Consider the following 16,385-nt stretch of genomic DNA (forward strand, 5'->3'; position numbering starts at 1 on the left):
GTGGTGGAGCGAGGGCCGGGACGGCCCGGTGTCCGGGTCGGGACACCGGGCCGCCCCGGACACCGGATCAGCCCTGCTTGGTCTCCCAGAAGATCTTGTCGATCTGGGCGATGTAGTCGAGGGCCTTCTGGCCGGTCGCCGGGTCGTTGGAACCCTTGGCGGCGCTCAGTGCCTTGAGGGTGTCGTTGACGAGCTGGTGCAGCTCCGGGTACTTCTCGAAGTGCGGCGGCTTGAAGTAGTCGCTCCACAGCACCGAGACGTGGTGCTTGGCCAGCTCCGCGCGCTGCTCCTTGATGAGGATGGCGCGGGTGCGGTAGTCCGCGTCCTCGTTGGCCTGGTACTTCTCCTGGACGGCCTTGACCGACTCGGCCTCGATACGGGCCTGGGCCGGGTCGTACACGCCGCACGGCAGGTCGCAGTGGGCGCTGACCTTCACCTTGGGGGCGAACAGGCGGGAAAGCATGTTCTGTCCTTCCTCGTGATCGTCTTCTCAGGTGCGAGATTACTCGCCGCGGGAAGGCTTTTCTCGGGTGGCTCGGGGTCTTAGGGCAAAAGGCCGGTTCCGGGCCGGGACTGATGGAGGATGGGACCGGTGACGGGCGACCGGGGCGTGGCGGTCACCGGGCCGGGACCGGGAGGTGTGGCGGGGATGCCGGAGCGGGTGGAAGAACGCGGGCCGGAGCAGGACGTGGAGCACGGGCGGGAGCGCAAGGGGCTGCTGCGGGCCTTCGGCCTGGCCGAGGTGTACAACCCCTCGATGGTGCCGACGCTGCGGCCCGGCGACCAGCTCGTGGTGCAGTACGGAGCGGTGGTGCGGCCGGGTGACGTCGTCGTCCTGCGGCATCCGTTCCGGCAGGACCTGCTGATCGTCAAGCGGGCCGTCGAGCGGCGCGACGGCGGCTGGTGGGTCCAGGGGGACAACCCGTTCGTCGAGAACGACAGCCGCGAGTTCGGGGTGGTGCCCGACGAGCTGGTGGTGGCGCGCGCCCGGGTGCGGGTGCGCCCGCCGCGCGGTGTTCAGCGCTCGCTGTCGGGCGCGCTGTCCTGGGTGGTCTCGGCGGTCCGTCCGGTACGGGCCGACCGCTCGCTGTCCAGGCGCTTGCGGGCCCGGTAGGCGGCGACGTTGGCGCGGGTCGCGCAGCGGTCCGAGCAGTAGCGCCGGGAGCGGTTGGTCGAGGTGTCGAGGTAGGCGTTGCGGCACGGGTGTGCCTGGCAGATGCCGAGCCGGTCCACGCCCAGCTCGGTGAGCTGGAAGGCCAGTCCCATGGAGGCGGTGGCGGTGTAGCCGGCGGTGGCGTTGGCCGCGTGGTCGGCGATGTGCAGGTGCCACTTGGGGCGGCCGTCCTCGTCGCGGAACTCGTGTCCGGAGATCTGCGGGCTGACCGGGAACTCCATCATCAGCGCGTTGAGCAGGTCCACGGCCCGCACCTCGTCGCCCTCGTCCGCCGCCTCGAAGACGGCGCGCAGCCGGGCGCGGACCGCGCGCAGCCGCGTCACGTCGCTCTCGTTCGCCCTGCGGGCCATCTGCTGGGCGGGTCCGAACAGCTCGCGCACGGCCTCGATCGAGGTCAGGGTGTCGCTGCCGCGCTCGGGCTGCTCGGTGTTGACCAGGCGAACGGCATAGTCCGAGTAATAGGCCAGTTCCACTTGTAGTCCTTACGGGCGCGGTCTAGTGTTCGTAATAGGTGTTGTTGCTACGAGGGTATTACGGCCTGGAGGTAACGGTATGACCGAGACCGTCGTCGGTACTGACTGGCAGGGCTGGCAGAACAGTTGGGACCGCCAGCAGGAGTGGTACATGCCGGACCGCGAGGAGCGGTTCCGCGTGATGCTCGACATGGTCGAGGCGTTCGTGGGCACCGAGCCCCGGGTCCTGGACCTGGCCTGTGGCACGGGCAGTATCTCCGACCGGCTGCTCAAGCGCTTCCCGAAGGCCGTCAGCGTGGGCGTCGACCTCGACCCGGCCCTGCTGGCCATCGCCGAGGGCTACTTCGACGGTGACGAGCGGATCACGTTCGTCCGCGCGGACCTCAAGGACCCCCGCTGGACCGACGCCCTGCCCCACGACGCGTACGACGCGGTGCTCACCGCCACCGCCCTGCACTGGATGCACAGCGGACCGCTGCGCGGACTGTACGGGCAGCTCGGCGGGCTGGTGCGGGACGGCGGCGTCTTCATGAACGCCGACCACATGCCCGACGGGGACACCCCGCGCATCGACGCGGCTGAGCGCGCCTTCCGGCACGCGCGGCAGGACGAGGCCAAGGAGGCGGGCGCGCTGGACTGGCGCGCCTGGTGGGACCGCGCCGCCGCCGACCCGGTGCTGGCCGGCCCGACCGCCGAGCGCTTCGCGATCTACGGTGAGCACGCCGAGGGGGACACTCCTTCGGTGACCTGGCACTGCGAGGTGCTGCGCGAGTCCGGGTTCGGCGAGGCCCGCGCGGTGTGGCGCTCGCCCACGGACGCGCTGGTCCTCGGGCTGAAGTGATCCCCCGCGGCCCGTCCGGCGGGCCGCGCCCGTGACGGGCGGTACGTACGACGACGGCGGCTGCCCGCCCGTACGTACCGCCCGTCACGCGTCCCGGCGGCTGCCCCGCGCTGTCAGAGCACCTTGGACAGGAACGACTTGGTGCGCTCGTGCCGCGGTGAGCCCAGCACGTCGCGCGGGTGCCCGGACTCGACCACCACCCCGTCGTCCATGAAGACCAGCGAGTCGCCGACCTCGCGGGCGAAGCCCATCTCGTGCGTGACGACGATCATCGTCATGCCGTCCGCCGCCAGGTCCTTCATCACGTCCAGCACGTCACCGACCAGCTCGGGGTCGAGTGCTGACGTCGGCTCGTCGAAAAGCATCAGCTTCGGCTCCATGGCGAGCGCGCGGGCGATCGCCACGCGCTGCTGCTGGCCGCCGGAGAGCTGCGAGGGGTAGTTGCCGGCCTTGTCGGCCAGGCCGACCCGGTCCAGCAGCTTGCCCGCGCGCTCCCGGGCGGTCGCCTTGGACTCGCCCTTGACCTGGACCGGCGCCTCCATGATGTTCTCCAGCGCCGTCATGTGCGGGAAGAGGTTGAAGCGCTGGAAGACCATGCCGATGTCGCGGCGGCGCGCGGCCACCTCGCGGTCGCGCAGCTCGTACAGCTTGCCGTTGGCCTCCCGGTAGCCGACCAGCTCGCCGTCGACCGACAGCCGCCCGGCGTTGATCTTCTCCAGGTGGTTGATGCAGCGCAGGAACGTCGACTTGCCGGAGCCGGACGGGCCGATCAGGCAGAACACCTCACGGGGCGCGACCTCCAGGTCGATGCCCTTGAGGATGTGCGCCGCGCCGAAGGACTTGTGGACGCCCTCGGCCCGGACCATCGGGGTGGACTTGCTGGTCATGCGGCACCTCCGGCCGACGAACGGTTGGCGCCGCCGGACAGCCGGGCCCGCAGCCGCTGGACCGGCGTGGGCGGGAGCTGGCGGCTGGCGCCGCGGGCGTAGTAGCGCTCCAGGTAGTACTGGCCGACGCTGAGCACCGAGGTGGCGATCAGGTACCAGACCGCGGCGAGGATGAGCATCTCCACCACGGGGCCGGCGTCGCGGCCCACGTTCTGCGCCGATTGCAGCAGGTCGTAGTACTGCACGGCGATGACCAGCGAGGAGGTCTTGAGCATGTTGATGACCTCGTTGCCGGTCGGCGGCACGATCACCCGCATCGCCTGCGGCACGACGATCCGGCGCAGCGTCCTGCCGTGGCTCATGCCCAGCGCGTGTGCCGCCTCGGTCTGGCCCTCGTCGACGGCGAGCAGGCCGCCGCGGCAGATCTCCGCCATGTACGCGGCCTCGTTGAGGCCGAGGCCCAGCAGCGCGCACAGGAACGGGGTCATGAAGTCCGACCACTCGTCCTTGTAGACCGGCATGATGTCGATGTACTGAAAGACCAGGCCCAGGTTGAACCAGAGGAACAACTGCACATAGACCGGCGTGCCGCGGAAGAACCAGACGTAGAACCACGCGACCGTCGAGGTCACCGGGTTCTTCGACTGCCGCATCACGGCCAGGATCACGCCCAGCACGATGCCGATCACCATCGACAGCACCGTGATCAGCAGGGTGTTGCGCAGCCCCCGCAGGATGTCCGCGTTGAACATGTAGTCGGGTATCGCGCCCCAGTTGACCTTGCCGGAGGCGAAGGCCCGCACGAGCAGGACGAGCAGCGCGAGGACGACCAGCGCCGCGACCCAGCGCCCGTAATGACGGACGGGGATGGCCTTGATCGGCTCGGGAGCGGGCGGCGGGGCGTCCGCCGGCGGCTGGGCCGGCTTGTCGACGTCAACTGACACGGGTGTTGCCTTTCAGCGTTCGGCGGGAGGGACGGGCCGTGCGCGGGCCGGGCGGGGCCGCGGGCGGGCTGAGCGCGGGCAGGCGCTCAGCCACCGCCGTTGAGCTTGACTTCCTCGACCGCGGCGTCCGTGACGTTCCACTTCTTGAGCACCTGGGCGTAGCTGCCCTTCTTGACGATGGCCTCCATGGCCGCCTTGAGGGCGTCGCGCAGCTTCGGGCTGTCCTTGGGCACCGCGATGCCGTACGGAGCGGCCTTGACGGGCGCGCCGCCGACGAGCTGGAAGTCGTTGCCGCCGCCGGAGGTCTTGACCGCGTACGCCGCGACCGGGTAATCGCTGGAGACCGCGTCCACGCCGCCGGTGCGCAGCCGCGTCTGCGCCTCGGTGTCGTTGTCGAACGCCTCGATGGAGATCGCGTCCGTACCGGACTCCCCGCACTTCTTCGACTGGTCCTTGGCCAGGTCGTGCGAGACGGTGCCGCGCTGCACCGCGATCTTCTTGCCGCACAGCGCTTCCCAGCCGTCGATGCCCTGGGTCTTGCCCTTCTGCGTGTAGATCGAGACGCCGACGTCGAGGTAGTCGATGAAGTCGACGCCTTCGCTGACCTTCTTGCCGGTGGCGCTGTCCACGCCCTGCTGGCGGTCCTTGGTGTCGGTCATCGCCGACATGGCGATGTCGTAGCGCTTGGACTTCATGCCGCCCATGAGGGTGTCGAAGGTGGCGTTGTTGAAGTTGAGCTTGACGCCCAGCTCCTCGCCCAGGGCGGCCGCGAGGTCCGGGTCGATCCCGGTGACCTTGCCGTCGGTCCGGAACTCCACCGGCTTGTAGGTGATGTCCGAGCCGACCTGGATCATCGCCTTGTCCTGGATCGCCTGGGGCAGCAGCTTGAACAGCGGGGCGTTCGGGTTGCGGTTCTCGGCCGCCTCGCGCTTGGCGACGGCCGCGTCGGTCTGGTCGCCGCAGGCGGTGAGCAGCAGCAGCGAGGCCGCGACCGCGGTCGCGGCGGCCACGGCTGAACGAGACCTGCCGGGGGCCGGGCGACGGGTGGGGCGTGCGGTCATGCTGATCCTCCTGCGGGTGAGGGAGAAGCCGACGTGCAGGGGCCGGGCACGCACCTTCGGGTGTCGCGACCTGGTTCGGTGACGGAATCTTGCCATCCGGACACCGCTATCCGGACTGTCGTACAGGTCAAAATCGGATAACGGACGAGGGCGGGGCCGCGCAGGCCAGATGCCCCAAGGGGCGTGCGCGCCCGACGGCGGACGGGGCGGCCGGTGGCGTGCGCCCGCGTCTCGCAGTACGGACAAGTAGCAAGGCACTTCCGATGGTTCGCGCTGTTCGCGCCTATTGTCGGAGTTATGGACCGGAGGGTAACCAATACGACTCGTCGGGGCGCACGCCCGTCCGGTAGAAAGGTTCGTTACACCCCTCATCCGGGGCTCAGGGCGCGCGTGCGGCGCGCCCGGCGTCCGTACCTCCCCCCGCGGGGCGGCCATCCGTCGCGCAGGGCACGGACGCGGTGCCCGCCCACCCCTTGACCAGGGAGTGGACACCCTCAACTGATTGACGAACAAAGGGGTTGAACCAGTGACAGCCAAGACCGCCCAGACCCACGACGGCGGCACCACACAGACGCCCACGGGGCCGGACGCGGAGACCAAGGGCGCGCCCGGCTCCGGACCGCGGGGCGGGGACCAGCAGTGCCAGGACCCCGCCTTCCTCCTGCACCGCGGCGGCAAGATGGCGATCCAGGCGACCGTTCCGGTGCGAAACCGCGAGGACCTCTCCCTCGCCTACACGCCCGGCGTCGCCAAGGTGTGCAGCGCCATCGCCGAAGAACCCGAGCTGGTGCACGACTACACCTGGAAGTCCCAGGTCGTGGCCGTCGTCACGGACGGCACCGCGGTGCTCGGCCTCGGCGACATCGGCGCCGAGGCGTCCCTGCCCGTGATGGAGGGCAAGGCCATCCTCTTCAAGCAGTTCGGCGGCGTGGACGCGGTGCCGATCGCGCTCGCGACGACCGACGCCGACGAGATCGTCGACACCGTCGTGCGGATGGCGCCGTCCTTCGGCGGCGTCAACCTGGAGGACATCTCCGCGCCCCGCTGCTTCGAGATCGAGCGCAAGCTCCAGGAGCGGCTGGACATCCCGGTCTTCCACGACGACCAGCACGGCACCGCCGTGGTCACGCTGGCCGCGCTGCGCAACGCCGCCCAGTTGACGAACCGTTCGCTCGGCCAGTTGCGCGCCGTGATCTCCGGCGCCGGCGCGGCCGGGTTCGCCATCGCCAAGATCCTCGTCGAGGCGGGCATCGGTGACGTCGCGGTCTGCGACCGCAAGGGCATCGTCACCGCCGGCCGCGACGAGCACATGACCGACGTCAAGCGCGAGCTGGCCTCCTTCACCAACAAGGCCGGGCTGACCGGCCCGCTGGAGGCGGCGCTGGACGGCGCGGACGTCTTCATCGGCGTCTCCGGCGGCACGGTCCCGGAGGAAGCCGTCGCCAAGATGGCCAAGGACGCGTTGATCTTCGCGATGGCCAACCCGAACCCGGAGATCCACCCGGACGTCGCGCACAAGTACGCGGCGGTCGTCGCCACCGGCCGCAGCGACTACCCGAACCAGATCAACAACGTCCTGGCGTTCCCCGGCATCTTCGCCGGCGCGCTCCAGGTGCGCGCCACCCGTATCACCGAGGGCATGAAGCTGGCCGCGGCCGAGGCGCTGGCCTCGGTGGTCGCCGACGACCTGAGCGCCGAGTGCGTCATCCCGTCGCCGTTCGACGAGCGGGTCGCCCCGGCGGTGACCTCGGCGGTCGCGGCCGCCGCCCGTGCGGAGGGCGTCGCGCGCCGCTGACCCCGCACCACCGCGAGGGCCCCGCCGCCGTGCGGGGCCCTCGCGCTGCCGGACACCGGCTTCGCGCCCCCCGCCCCCCGTCCGGCGCGGCGCGTTTCACACCGCGGCGCGGTACCGCCCGGCCCCCGGGCGCCCTACGTTGGGATCATGTTTGCTGCCTACGCCGCCCGCATCGACCGCGACCAGCCGCTGAACGGCCTCGAACTGGGCGAGCGCCCGGCCCCCGAGGCGCGCCCGGGCTGGACGACCGTCAACGTCAAGGCCGCCTCCCTCAACCACCACGACCTGTGGTCGCTGCGCGGCGTGGGCCTGGGCGAGGAGGCGCTGCCCATGATCCTCGGCTGTGACGCGGCCGGCACCGACGCGGACGGCAACGAGGTCGTCCTGCACTCGGTGATCGGCCAGAGCGGCCACGGCGTCGGCCCGGACGAGCCGCGCTCCATCCTCACCGAGCGCTACCAGGGCACCTTCGCCGAACAGGTCACCGTCCCCGCCTGGAACGTGCTGCCCAAGCCGAAGGAGCTGTCCTTCGCCGAGGCCGCGTGCCTGCCGACGGCCTGGCTGACCGCGTACCGGATGCTGTTCACCAACGCCGGGGTACGGCCGGGGGACGGCGTGCTCGTCCAGGGCGCGGGCGGCGGCGTGGCCACCGCGGCGATCGTGCTGGGCGCGGCGGCCGGTCTGCGGGTGTTCGCCACCAGCCGCAGCGCGGACAAGCGCAAGCGCGCCGTCGAACTCGGCGCCGAGGCCGCCCTGCCCACCGGCGAGCGGCTGCCGCAGCGGGTGGACGCGGTGATCGAGACGGTCGGCGCCGCCACCTGGTCGCACTCGGTCAAGTCGCTCAAGCCCGGTGGCACGCTCGTCATCTCCGGCGCCACCTCAGGCTTCAACCCGGAGCGCACGGAACTCAACCGCATCTTCTTCCTGGAGCTGAAGGTCGTCGGCTCGACCATGGGCAGCAAGGACGAACTGGCCTCGCTGCTGAACTTCTGCGCGGCGAAGGGCGTCCGGCCCGTCATCGACAGCACGCTGCCGCTGGACCGGGCGCGCGAGGGCTTCGCGAAGCTGGCCGAGGGCGAGATGTTCGGCAAGGTCGTCCTGACGGTCTGAGGCGGACGGACGGACCGGGGAGCGGGGGCAGTGGTGCGGGTCCTGCGGGCGGCCGGCCGTACGGCGTCGGCCTGGAGCAACGGCGGCGGGGTGACGCGGGAGATCGCCGCCGCGCCGCCCGGCGCGGGCTGGGACGCGTTCGACTGGCGGGTGAGCCTGGCCGAGGTGGGCCGGGACGGCCCGTACTCCGCGCTGCCCGGCGTGGACCGCGTCCTGACGGTGGCCGAGGGCGCCGGGCTGGAACTGACCGTCGACGGGGTCCGGCACGTACTGCCGGGCCCCTACCGCCCGTTCGCCTTCCCCGGCGACGCCACGACCGCATGCCGCCTCCTGGACGGCCCCGTCATCAACCTCAACGTGATGCTGCGGCGCGGCCGTTCGACGGCGACCGTGGAGACGGTACGCGGGCGGCACGCCGCCGAACCCCGGCCGGCGGAGATCGCGCAGACGCCGGGGGTGCGGCGAGAACGGCTGGTTGTCGCGCTGTCCGGCCGTACGGCACTGAACGGGCCCGCGCCCGCGACCGGGCTGACGCTGGAGCGCCACGACGCGGCCCTGCTCCCGGCGGACCACGGTGTCTCGCTGCGCACCGACGGCGTCGCGGCCGTCGTCACCCTCACCGTACGGACGGCGACGGCCGGCACCCGCACGGGCTGAACCGCCCGGCACCTATGACCGCCGGCCCGTACCGGGGCCGCTACCCCGCCGGCGGGCCGGGAGAGCCGTCGTGCCGCCCGTGACCGGGGCGCTGCCCACCGGGGTGCTCTCCCGCGACCCCATACCCGCCGGCAGCGCCGCGGCGATGGTCAACGGCACGGTGGAGTCGTTCGTCAGGGCCGCCGCGATCGGCATCGCCCCGCAGCGCGTGAACGCCGTGAGCCCGGCCGTGGTCACCGAATCCCTCGCGGACCACGGCGACTTCTTCCCCGGCGTCAGGCCGGTCGGCCTGGCGCAGGTGGCCGCGGCGTACGTGCGGCCGGTCGAGGGCGGGCGGACCGGGCAGGTCCACGAGCCGGTGTGACGGCCGGGCGCCGCCGGGGCCCCGCTCAGTCCGCCTGGGCGCGGGCGGCCCCGGCACCGCGCTCGCGGGCGAGCGCCTTCGTGCGCCCCTTGTCCAGTACGGCGAGCAGGGCGGCGCTGACCACGATGACCGCCCCTGAGGCGACGTAGTTCCAGGGCTCGTCGAGGTAGTTGGCGGCCCGCATCACCGTGCCGTCGTCGTCGCCGATGACCCGGTAGAGGATGGCCGCCGGCCCCTCCCAGAAGCCCGCGACGAACGTCAGGACGGACAGCAGCCGGTACCAGCCTTCATTCATGGTCGTCTCCCCGTTACGTGCCGGCCGAATGCCGTGCGCTGGATACAACCGTACCAAGATTTTCGATCGCTCGCCTTGACCTGGTGCGCGGCATCTGATATTCGTCACGCCGTACGTGGCGCGATATCCTGAACCCGTGCGTGACGAAAAGACGACCGAGTGCCGGGTCTGCGGCGCCGGGCTGCCCATGGCGGTCCGCGGGCGGCCCCCCGCGTACTGCTCGCGGAGCTGCCGGGCGAAGGCGTACCGGCGGCGGCAGAAAGCCCGTACGGCGGCCCCTGACGGAAGCGCCGCGGCCGGACCCGGGCAGCAGTCCCCGTCACCCCGGCCCCTGCCCGACAGCGCGCGGGAACGGCGTCGGCGCCAGGTCGCCGAGGCGGTCTGGCGGATCGCGGCCGGCCGCGGCCTGGAGTCCGCGAGCATGCGCGAGGTCGCGGCGGCGGCCGGGGTGTCGCTGCGGGTGGTGCAGTACTACTTCGGCAGCAAGCACCGGCTGCTGGTCGAGTCGCTGCGGATGCTGCACGAGGAGAACGACCGCCGCGCCCGTGCGCGCATGGCGGACCTGTACGACGCCGGTGACCTGCGGGCCGTCCTGCGCGCCGTCCTGGTCGAGTTCCTCCCGCTGGACGCGCAACGCGCCCTGGCGCTGCGTGTGTTCACCGCGTACTACGTCCGCAGTCTGACCGATCCGGCGATGGCCGCGGTGTTCCTGCACGGCGAGCAGGCGGTGGAGAAGCTGGTCGCCACCCTGATCCGGGAGGCCGGCGGCGCGCGGCCCGGCGTCGACCCCGCACGCGAGGCGGACCTGCTGGTGTCGGGCGTCTCCGGGCTGGGCCTCGACGTGCTGCACGGGCGCCGCACGATGGCCGAGGTCCAGGACACCATCGACTACCACCTCGACCGGATCTTCGCCTGACGGCACCCGGCCACGGCCCGGACGCTCAGGGCGCCGGGACGTTCACCAGGCTCCGGTGCAACCGGTAGTGCGGCACGCTGGACTGCACCGGGAACGCGGGTGCGGCCGCCAAGGCCGCCAAGGCCGTCACGCCGGCGACGCCCTCGGCGGCCGCCCGCAGGCGGTCCGCCGCTCCACCGGCGACGAAGGCGCGCCAGGCGTCGAACCCCTCCCACTCGGCGTAGTTCAGGACGCGGCCGCCGTCCTTGGAGAGGTGGAGGTGGGCGCCGAGCAGGCCGGGTGCCGCTGCCCGCTCCAGCGCGTCGAGCACCGTGTCGGCCAGCGCGCGCTGCGCCGCCGGGCCGGCGGTGGCGAATGTCGGAGTGACCAGTAGGGCGGGGCGTCGCCCGGGGGTACCTTCGGGTGCGTAGCTGCGGTAGCGCGCGTACCGGGTCACCCCGGGCCGCCGGATGCCGGGAATCGACTCGTCGATACGGCTGATGGCGGCGGGCCGCTGATGGCGTACCCATTCCCGGTGCGCGTCGTCGTCCGTCCACTGGGCGTAGTTCAGGACGTGGCTGCCGTCGTCGCTCAGGAAGGTGCTGAGGGAGAGCATCGCCGCGGGGCGCGCCTGCTGCTCCCACGCGTGGATGACGGCGTCGGCCGCGCGGCGCTGGAGTCCCGGCGTGGGCACGATCCAGGGGCTGACGAGAACCGTACCGGCGTCCGGGCGGCGGGCGTCGGGGTAGGCGGGTGTGCTGGTCATCGGGCTTCCTCACGGTTCGGGCCGGTTTCCTGGCACGCAGCCTTCGTCGTCAAGCGCGCTTGAGGTCAAGGCTCTCGTGTCAACCGCCATTGACACCCGCCGTCGCGTCAACCTACATTGACACCATGAGCGAAGCAACGAAGCTCGCCGAACGGGCGGGCGACCAGGACCCCCGGATCGGCCTGCGCTCCGTCGCCGCGCTCCGTCGGCTGCTGGAGCAACTGGAAGCCGTACAGGTGCGCAGCGCCCGCGCGAAGGGCTGGTCGTGGCAGGACATCGCCGCCGAGCTGGGCGTCAGCAGGCAGGCGGTCCACAAGAAGCACGGGAGGCGTTGATGTTCGAACGGTTCACGGTGAGCGCCCGGAACGTGGTGCGGGGCGCCACCGCCTATGCGGTACGGCCGGGCCCCGGCACGGTCGGCGAGGGCGAACTGCTGCTCGCCCTGCTGGACGGCCAGGAGTCGCCGGGAGCCGAGGCGCTCGCCGCCCTCGGGGTGCGCGAGCGCCGGGCGTCGGTGCAGCGGTCCCTGGACGAGGCCCGCCGGCGGGGCGGCCTGACGGCCACCGACGCGGAGGCGCTGGCCGGGCTCGGCATCGACGTGACGGAGATCGTCGACCGGGTGGAGCGGGCGCACGGCGCCGGCGCGCTCGACGCCGCGTCCGTACCGCCCGCGCGGCGCGGACGCTCCCTGCGCGGCCCGTTCAGCCCGGAGGCCAAGTCCGTGGTGGAACGCTCGCTGCGCGTCGCACTGGGCCGCGGGGACAAGTACATCGGCGACGAGCACCTGCTGCTCGCCATGGTGGCCAAGCCGGGACTCGCCGCCTCCGTACTGGCCGAACACGGGGTCACGCACGCCGATGTCGTCCGGGTGCTGGGGGAGCGGGCCGCGGCGGACTGAAGGGCGGGCCGCCGGTGGCGGGCGCCTGTCCGCCATGCCGGCGGGGCGTACGGGAACGGGGCGGGCCGGTACGCCGTCACGGATACGCGACCTTCACCGCCCCGATCCCCAACGTCCCGTGCCGCGGCAGCAGTCCCGACTCCGAGACCGCCCCCAGCAGCGGGTTGAGCAACTGCGCGAGCCGCTCCGCGCGGGACCGGCCCAGCGCCCGCCACGGGGCGGCGGCCAGCCGGTCCGTCATGCGCTCGACCTCGTCACGCCCCTCGCGGGCCCGGTCCGTGGGCCGGCCGGCCGGGTCGATCCAGCCGCGCGCGGCGAGCCGGTCGTGCGCGGCGCTCCACTCCTGCGACGTCCAGCCGCGCCCCTTGAAGTTGGCCTTCGGCGCGGCGCCGATCGCGGCGAACGACACCAGCGCCTCGCACGGTTCGAGGTCGCAGGTCAGCAGGGCCGCCAGATGTCCGTCGCCACGGTGCTCGCGCAGCACCGTGATGGCGTGCCAGAGCGCCAGGTGCGGGGCGTCCGGCCAGGGCAGGTCGCGGTTGGCGGCGGCCAGCGGGCGGGCGGCCGTGGAGGCGTTCTCGGCGGCCTGGCGGGCCAGTTGGGCCGCCTCGGCGGTCTGCGCGGCGGACATCCGGGCGGTTCTCGTCAGGCCGGTCATTATGCGGTCCACCGCCTGCATCCGGGCGTCCAGGACCTTGCCGGGCGCCGCCGTCGACCAGATCGCCGGCACGTACCGGGCGATCATCCGCGGGCTGAAGCTGTAGAACGTCGCGGCCACCAGCTCGGGGCCCGCGGCGCCGAGCGGCGCCGTGCGCCACGCGAAGTAGCTGGGCCAGCGGGAACCGGTGTCGTAACCGAGCGCCGCCGCCTCCTCGAACGCCTCGGGTGCGAAGTAGAGAATGGCGTGGACGGGCTCCAGTTGGCGCCACATCCGGCGGGCCACGGCAGGGTATTCCGACATCGCTTACCTCTTGGCCTTCAAGATCCGTTCAGACAAGGAGAGTTGACTGTAAAGGCGGACACGGCCACAGGTCTGCGATTTCTTCCGGCAGGACCCGTCGTCGGGCAAAAAGCCGTGCGAGGGTCTGAGTTCCCCGATTACGGGCGGTGAATCCAGACCCTCCCCGGCAACTCTGCGTGACCGACGGGTGATCTTCCAAAGGGGTCAGCGCGGCGGCTCCTGCTCCGCCGCATATGCCTCCGGGTCACGCAGCAGCGCTCCGACGTGCGCGGCGGCCGAAGACAGACGGCGGCGTACGTCCGCCACCTGCTCGGCGGTGACGCCGTGGTCGCGGGCCGCGTCCCGCAGGTCGTCCCGGAAGCGGTCCAGCAGCCGGTCGAAGTCCCGTGCCGGATCGCCCGAACCGGGCTCCGACGCCCACGCGGGCTCGGGCGGCACCCGGTCACCGGCCTCCGGCCGCACCGCCCCGGAGCCGCCCGCCCCGCCGGCCCCCGCCGCGGCGTCTTCCTTGGTGAGGCCGACCCGTACGCCACGCACCGGCCCCTGCCCGCCCGGGCCGCCGGCCCGGTCCGCGTCCGCCGGCTCGCCCTCGGCCGGCCCCGCCCCCGTGCCGAAGCGGCCCATCTCGCGCGAGACCTCCGACAGCGCCTCGCGCAGCGCTCCCGCCCAGTCCCCGGTACGTACGTGCTCCTGGGCCTGTTCCTGTACGCGCTTGATGGCCTGCTGCACCTCGTCCCGTACGAAGAGCTGGGCGTCCCGAACCTGTTTACGGGCCCGCTGGGCGTCCTGCTTCGCCCGCCGGCTCTCCTCCTTGGCCCGCCGGGCCTGCTCCTTCCACTCCTCCTTCGCGCGGCGGAACTCCTCCTTCGCCTGCCGCCAGGACTCCTTGTCGCCGAAGCGGCCCTCGAAGCAGTCGGAGGCGTCCGGGAAGCCGTGCTCCTCGCCGCCCCGCGGGGCCTCGCGCGCCTGCTGGGCCGCCGCGCGCATCTCGCGGCGCAGGTTCCGCGCCGAGCCGCTCACGTCCTCCCGGATGTCGGCGGCCAGCGCCGCCACCGACTCCCGGATCTCCAGCTCCAGGTCGGCCAGCTCACCGCCCCGGTCGGCCAGTTCGGCACGGCCCGCGGCGGTGATCGCGTACACCTTGCGGCCGCCCTCCGTGGCGTGGGTGACCAGGCCCTCGGCCTCCAGCTTGGCCAGCCGCGGGTAGACCGTGCCGGCGGACGGCGCGTACAGGCCCTGGAAACGCTCCTCCAGGAGCCGGATGATCTCGTAACCGTGCCGTGGGGTCTCATCCAGCAGCTTGAGCAGATAGAGGCGGAGGCGGCCGTGGGCGAAGACGGGGGGCATGGGGTTCAGAGCACCTTCTCGTCGGCGGGGGAGTCGTCCTGGGGCTCGCGGGGGGCGGCTGCGCCGCCGTTCGCGGTGACGTTGTCGTTCGGGGCGGCGGCGCCGGGCGTCCGCCGCGCGGACCGCTGCCCGCCCGCTTCCCCGTCCCCGAGGTGCTCCTCGGAGGGCGGGCGCCGCAGCAGGGCCAGGCCCCCGGAGACCGTGGTGACCTTCAGCGTGCCGCTGCCCGAGCCGAGCCGGCCCGTGATCCGCTTGGCCCCCCACCGGCCGCTGACGCGCAGGTCCTCGAAGGCGTTGGCGACCGTACCGCCGGCGGTGTTCGCGTCGACCCTCGTGTCACCCGGCGCGGGCAGCCGGATGGCGACCTCGCCGGAGACCGTGGTCAGCCGTACGTCCGAGCCGTTGGCCGCCGGATCGAGGTCCAGGACCATGTCGCCGCTGACCGAATCGGCCCGCACGGAGCTGCCGGCGCCCTCCAGGAGCGTCAGATCGCCGGAGACGGAGTGGAAGCTCAGGTCGCCCGTGACGGCCTGGCCCTCGACCCGGCCGGAGACCGTCTCGGCGCGCACGGGGCCTGTCAGGCCGACGAGTGTGCTGTCGCCGGTGACGCCGCGCAGCTCCGTACGCCCGGAGATCCCCGAGACCACCGCGCTCGCGCCGACCGCGCCGACCTCGACGCGGGTCGCGGCGGGTACGGTCACCGAGATGACCGCGGTGCGGTTCCAGGTCTCGCGGCCGACCATGGTCAACAAGCTCTTCCAGGGCAGGTCGTCGTAGGTGACGGTGAGTGTTTGCGCCTCCCGGCGGATGGTCAGCGGTGGGCCGGAGACCTCGCTGATCTCCACGCGGGCCGGGCCGGTGTCGGCTGCGCCGACGATGTTGACGGTTCCGCCGACGATGCGCACGTGCAGTGCGGTGATGGTCTCGTCGATCTCCAGCGTGCGGGGGTCGGAGACCGACCACTCGGTCCGCTCTGGCATGTCCTGGCCTCCCCTGGCCTGATGGCGACGCAACATATCGCGTATCTCTGACTTCACGATATATCGCGCTCGTGTTCTGTGCCAGGTGTCGCGTGTCGGGGGCGCGCTTCGCGCGCGGGATTGCGCTGTCGCGCGGATCGCATTGCTGGGTGCGTGGGTCGGGGCGCGCAGGGGGCCAACTCTCCCCCAGCCTTCGGCCGGGGCCCCCACGGCACCGTTGAGGCAGCGGGTTGGCATTCGTGAACCCTGGCGCCCGGCTGCCTGCGGGGAGGGCCCCCTACGCGCCTCCTCCGGCCGGTTTGGCGAGTCCGGGACAGCAGGGGGCCGATCACCCTGGTGCGCGCCCACCAAGTGGTGAGGCTCGCGTCGCGTAAGCGCCCTCCCGCGCTGCGCGCGGGAAAAGGAAGCGCCCCCTCGCGCTGCGCGCGAGGGGGCGTGGTGTCGGTGAGTGACCCACGATGGCGGGATGGCCGCTCACGGCGCGGGCTCGGGGACATTCCGGGGTCTCCCCGCAGGCAGCCCGGCAGCCCGGCGCCAGGGGTCACGGATGACCTCACGTCGCCTCAAGGGTGCTGTGGGGGCACCCCCGGCCGGAGGCTGGGGGAGAGTGACCCCGGAGTGGCCCCGAGCCCCCACCCACGGACCCAAAGCGCACAACGCAACCCCCACCGGGCCAAAGGCGCACAACGCACACCCCCACCAGGCCGCCCCGGGACCCAGCGCGCGTAGCGCGCCAAAGGTCAGTCGTCGTCCTCGTCGTCCAGGCGGGCCAGCCACGTGGCCAGGCGTTCGACGGGGACCTCGAAGTCGGGGTTGAGGTCGACGAAGGTGCGTAGCTGCTCGGCGACCCAGCCGAGGGTGACCTCTTCCTCGCCGCGCCGGCTCTCCAGCTCCTCGATACCGCGATCCGTGAAATACACGTGCTCTCCACCAGGTT

Annotated in this window: 20 protein-coding genes; 9 read left to right on the forward strand and 11 right to left on the reverse strand. The window is 72.5% G+C overall.

From position 1 onward, the window contains the following. Positions 1 to 67: 67 nt before the first annotated feature. Positions 68 to 463, reverse strand: coding sequence for a superoxide dismutase, Ni (gene sodN / locus ACH4EB_RS25805; protein ID WP_398350061.1), 396 nt, complete (start codon positions 461 to 463; stop codon positions 68 to 70). Positions 464 to 649: 186 nt separating this feature from the next. On the opposite strand from sodN, the gene sodX reads away from it, so the two are divergent. Beyond that, the gene (gene sodX, locus ACH4EB_RS25810) at positions 650 to 1,114 is read left to right on the forward strand and encodes a nickel-type superoxide dismutase maturation protease (protein WP_398350140.1); all 465 of its coding nucleotides are present in this window, start codon (positions 650 to 652) and stop codon (positions 1,112 to 1,114) included. Here sodX and ACH4EB_RS25815 read toward each other — a convergent pair. Next, entirely contained in the window at positions 1,018 to 1,647 is a 630-nt protein-coding gene (locus ACH4EB_RS25815) for a CGNR zinc finger domain-containing protein (protein WP_398350062.1), read from the reverse strand. The genes sodX and ACH4EB_RS25815 overlap by 97 nt on opposite strands. A gap of 79 nt (positions 1,648 to 1,726) precedes the next feature. Here ACH4EB_RS25815 and ACH4EB_RS25820 point away from each other — a divergent pair, with 79 nt between their 5' ends. Beyond that, the gene (locus tag ACH4EB_RS25820) at positions 1,727 to 2,488 is read left to right on the forward strand and encodes a class I SAM-dependent methyltransferase (protein WP_398350063.1); all 762 of its coding nucleotides are present in this window, start codon (positions 1,727 to 1,729) and stop codon (positions 2,486 to 2,488) included. A 113-nt stretch (positions 2,489 to 2,601) separates the two neighbouring features. Here ACH4EB_RS25820 and ACH4EB_RS25825 read toward each other — a convergent pair whose 3' ends face one another. The 3 genes from ACH4EB_RS25825 to ACH4EB_RS25835 all read right to left on the reverse strand — a co-directional run bounded on the left by ACH4EB_RS25825 (position 2,602) and on the right by ACH4EB_RS25835 (position 5,380). Continuing rightward, positions 2,602 to 3,354, reverse strand: coding sequence for an amino acid ABC transporter ATP-binding protein (locus ACH4EB_RS25825; protein WP_398350141.1), 753 nt, complete (start codon positions 3,352 to 3,354; stop codon positions 2,602 to 2,604). A gap of 17 nt (positions 3,355 to 3,371) precedes the next feature. Continuing rightward, positions 3,372 to 4,319: an amino acid ABC transporter permease gene (locus ACH4EB_RS25830; RefSeq protein WP_398350064.1), complete on the reverse strand. Its 948-nt coding sequence runs from the start codon at positions 4,317 to 4,319 to the stop codon at positions 3,372 to 3,374. An 86-nt stretch (positions 4,320 to 4,405) separates the two neighbouring features. Then, entirely contained in the window at positions 4,406 to 5,380 is a 975-nt protein-coding gene (locus tag ACH4EB_RS25835; protein WP_398350065.1) for an ABC transporter substrate-binding protein, read from the reverse strand. A gap of 502 nt (positions 5,381 to 5,882) precedes the next feature. On the opposite strand from ACH4EB_RS25835, the gene ACH4EB_RS25840 reads away from it, so the two are divergent. The 4 genes from ACH4EB_RS25840 (at position 5,883) to ACH4EB_RS25855 (ending at position 9,306) form a co-directional block, all read left to right on the forward strand. Continuing rightward, on the forward strand, positions 5,883 to 7,175 hold the full coding sequence (locus tag ACH4EB_RS25840) for an NADP-dependent malic enzyme (protein WP_398350067.1): 1,293 nt from the start codon (positions 5,883 to 5,885) through the stop codon (positions 7,173 to 7,175). A 147-nt stretch (positions 7,176 to 7,322) separates the two neighbouring features. Beyond that, on the forward strand, positions 7,323 to 8,285 hold the full coding sequence (locus tag ACH4EB_RS25845) for a zinc-binding dehydrogenase (RefSeq protein WP_398350068.1): 963 nt from the start codon (positions 7,323 to 7,325) through the stop codon (positions 8,283 to 8,285). A 33-nt stretch (positions 8,286 to 8,318) separates the two neighbouring features. Beyond that, positions 8,319 to 8,942, forward strand: coding sequence for a HutD family protein (locus tag ACH4EB_RS25850; protein ID WP_398350143.1), 624 nt, complete (start codon positions 8,319 to 8,321; stop codon positions 8,940 to 8,942). Between the two features lie 70 nt (positions 8,943 to 9,012). Then, positions 9,013 to 9,306: a hypothetical protein gene (locus ACH4EB_RS25855; RefSeq protein WP_398350069.1), complete on the forward strand. Its 294-nt coding sequence runs from the start codon at positions 9,013 to 9,015 to the stop codon at positions 9,304 to 9,306. Positions 9,307 to 9,331: 25 nt separating this feature from the next. Here the strand turns inward: ACH4EB_RS25855 and ACH4EB_RS25860 are convergent, their stop codons facing one another. Further along, complete coding sequence (locus ACH4EB_RS25860) at positions 9,332 to 9,601, reverse strand: hypothetical protein (RefSeq protein ID WP_398350071.1); 270 nt, start codon at positions 9,599 to 9,601, stop codon at positions 9,332 to 9,334. A gap of 136 nt (positions 9,602 to 9,737) precedes the next feature. On the opposite strand from ACH4EB_RS25860, the gene ACH4EB_RS25865 reads away from it, so the two are divergent. Continuing rightward, entirely contained in the window at positions 9,738 to 10,517 is a 780-nt protein-coding gene (locus tag ACH4EB_RS25865) for a TetR/AcrR family transcriptional regulator (protein ID WP_398350072.1), read from the forward strand. Positions 10,518 to 10,542: 25 nt separating this feature from the next. On the opposite strand, the gene ACH4EB_RS25870 is transcribed toward ACH4EB_RS25865, so the two are convergent. Next, positions 10,543 to 11,262, reverse strand: coding sequence for an antibiotic biosynthesis monooxygenase (locus ACH4EB_RS25870; RefSeq protein ID WP_398350073.1), 720 nt, complete (start codon positions 11,260 to 11,262; stop codon positions 10,543 to 10,545). A gap of 125 nt (positions 11,263 to 11,387) precedes the next feature. Between ACH4EB_RS25870 and ACH4EB_RS25875 the strand changes: the two genes are divergently transcribed. Together ACH4EB_RS25875 and ACH4EB_RS25880 are read left to right on the forward strand one after the other, a co-directional pair. Beyond that, a complete protein-coding gene (locus ACH4EB_RS25875; protein WP_398350074.1) occupies positions 11,388 to 11,597 on the forward strand; it encodes a helix-turn-helix domain-containing protein in 210 nt (69 codons plus the stop codon). Then, positions 11,597 to 12,160 (forward strand): Clp protease N-terminal domain-containing protein, encoded by a 564-nt coding sequence (locus ACH4EB_RS25880; RefSeq protein ID WP_398350075.1) that lies wholly within the window; start codon positions 11,597 to 11,599, stop codon positions 12,158 to 12,160. Before ACH4EB_RS25875 ends, ACH4EB_RS25880 begins: the two co-directional genes overlap by 1 nt. A 76-nt stretch (positions 12,161 to 12,236) precedes the next feature. Here the strand turns inward: ACH4EB_RS25880 and ACH4EB_RS25885 are convergent, their stop codons facing one another. From ACH4EB_RS25885 to ACH4EB_RS25900, 4 genes are all read right to left on the reverse strand, one after another. Then, complete coding sequence (locus ACH4EB_RS25885; protein ID WP_398350077.1) at positions 12,237 to 13,121, reverse strand: hypothetical protein; 885 nt, start codon at positions 13,119 to 13,121, stop codon at positions 12,237 to 12,239. Between the two features lie 204 nt (positions 13,122 to 13,325). Continuing rightward, the gene (locus tag ACH4EB_RS25890; RefSeq protein WP_398350078.1) at positions 13,326 to 14,468 is read right to left on the reverse strand and encodes a helix-turn-helix transcriptional regulator; all 1,143 of its coding nucleotides are present in this window, start codon (positions 14,466 to 14,468) and stop codon (positions 13,326 to 13,328) included. A 5-nt stretch (positions 14,469 to 14,473) separates the two neighbouring features. Further along, a complete protein-coding gene (locus ACH4EB_RS25895; protein ID WP_398350080.1) occupies positions 14,474 to 15,448 on the reverse strand; it encodes a DUF4097 family beta strand repeat-containing protein in 975 nt (324 codons plus the stop codon). Between the two features lie 740 nt (positions 15,449 to 16,188). Beyond that, on the reverse strand, positions 16,189 to 16,368 hold the full coding sequence (locus ACH4EB_RS25900) for a DUF6104 family protein (RefSeq protein WP_030017204.1): 180 nt from the start codon (positions 16,366 to 16,368) through the stop codon (positions 16,189 to 16,191). Positions 16,369 to 16,385 lie beyond the last annotated feature (17 nt).

Origin of the sequence: Streptomyces sp. NPDC018045, from assembly GCF_044327445.1 — a bacterium.
GTDB lineage: Bacteria > Actinomycetota > Actinomycetes > Streptomycetales > Streptomycetaceae > Streptomyces.

Coding starts and splice junctions, on each gene's coding strand:
- sodN (WP_398350061.1), bottom strand. CDS start 463: ATGCTTTCCCGCCTGTTCGCCCCCAAGGTGAAGGTCAGCGCCCACTGC.
- sodX (WP_398350140.1), top strand. CDS start 650: ATGCCGGAGCGGGTGGAAGAACGCGGGCCGGAGCAGGACGTGGAGCAC.
- ACH4EB_RS25820 (WP_398350063.1), top strand. CDS start 1,727: ATGACCGAGACCGTCGTCGGTACTGACTGGCAGGGCTGGCAGAACAGT.
- ACH4EB_RS25825 (WP_398350141.1), bottom strand. CDS start 3,354: ATGGTCCGGGCCGAGGGCGTCCACAAGTCCTTCGGCGCGGCGCACATC.
- ACH4EB_RS25835 (WP_398350065.1), bottom strand. CDS start 5,380: ATGACCGCACGCCCCACCCGTCGCCCGGCCCCCGGCAGGTCTCGTTCA.
- ACH4EB_RS25845 (WP_398350068.1), top strand. CDS start 7,323: ATGTTTGCTGCCTACGCCGCCCGCATCGACCGCGACCAGCCGCTGAAC.
- ACH4EB_RS25860 (WP_398350071.1), bottom strand. CDS start 9,601: ATGAATGAAGGCTGGTACCGGCTGCTGTCCGTCCTGACGTTCGTCGCG.
- ACH4EB_RS25870 (WP_398350073.1), bottom strand. CDS start 11,262: ATGACCAGCACACCCGCCTACCCCGACGCCCGCCGCCCGGACGCCGGT.
- ACH4EB_RS25875 (WP_398350074.1), top strand. CDS start 11,388: ATGAGCGAAGCAACGAAGCTCGCCGAACGGGCGGGCGACCAGGACCCC.
- ACH4EB_RS25880 (WP_398350075.1), top strand. CDS start 11,597: ATGTTCGAACGGTTCACGGTGAGCGCCCGGAACGTGGTGCGGGGCGCC.
- ACH4EB_RS25885 (WP_398350077.1), bottom strand. CDS start 13,121: ATGTCGGAATACCCTGCCGTGGCCCGCCGGATGTGGCGCCAACTGGAG.
- ACH4EB_RS25890 (WP_398350078.1), bottom strand. CDS start 14,468: ATGCCCCCCGTCTTCGCCCACGGCCGCCTCCGCCTCTATCTGCTCAAG.
- ACH4EB_RS25895 (WP_398350080.1), bottom strand. CDS start 15,448: ATGCCAGAGCGGACCGAGTGGTCGGTCTCCGACCCCCGCACGCTGGAG.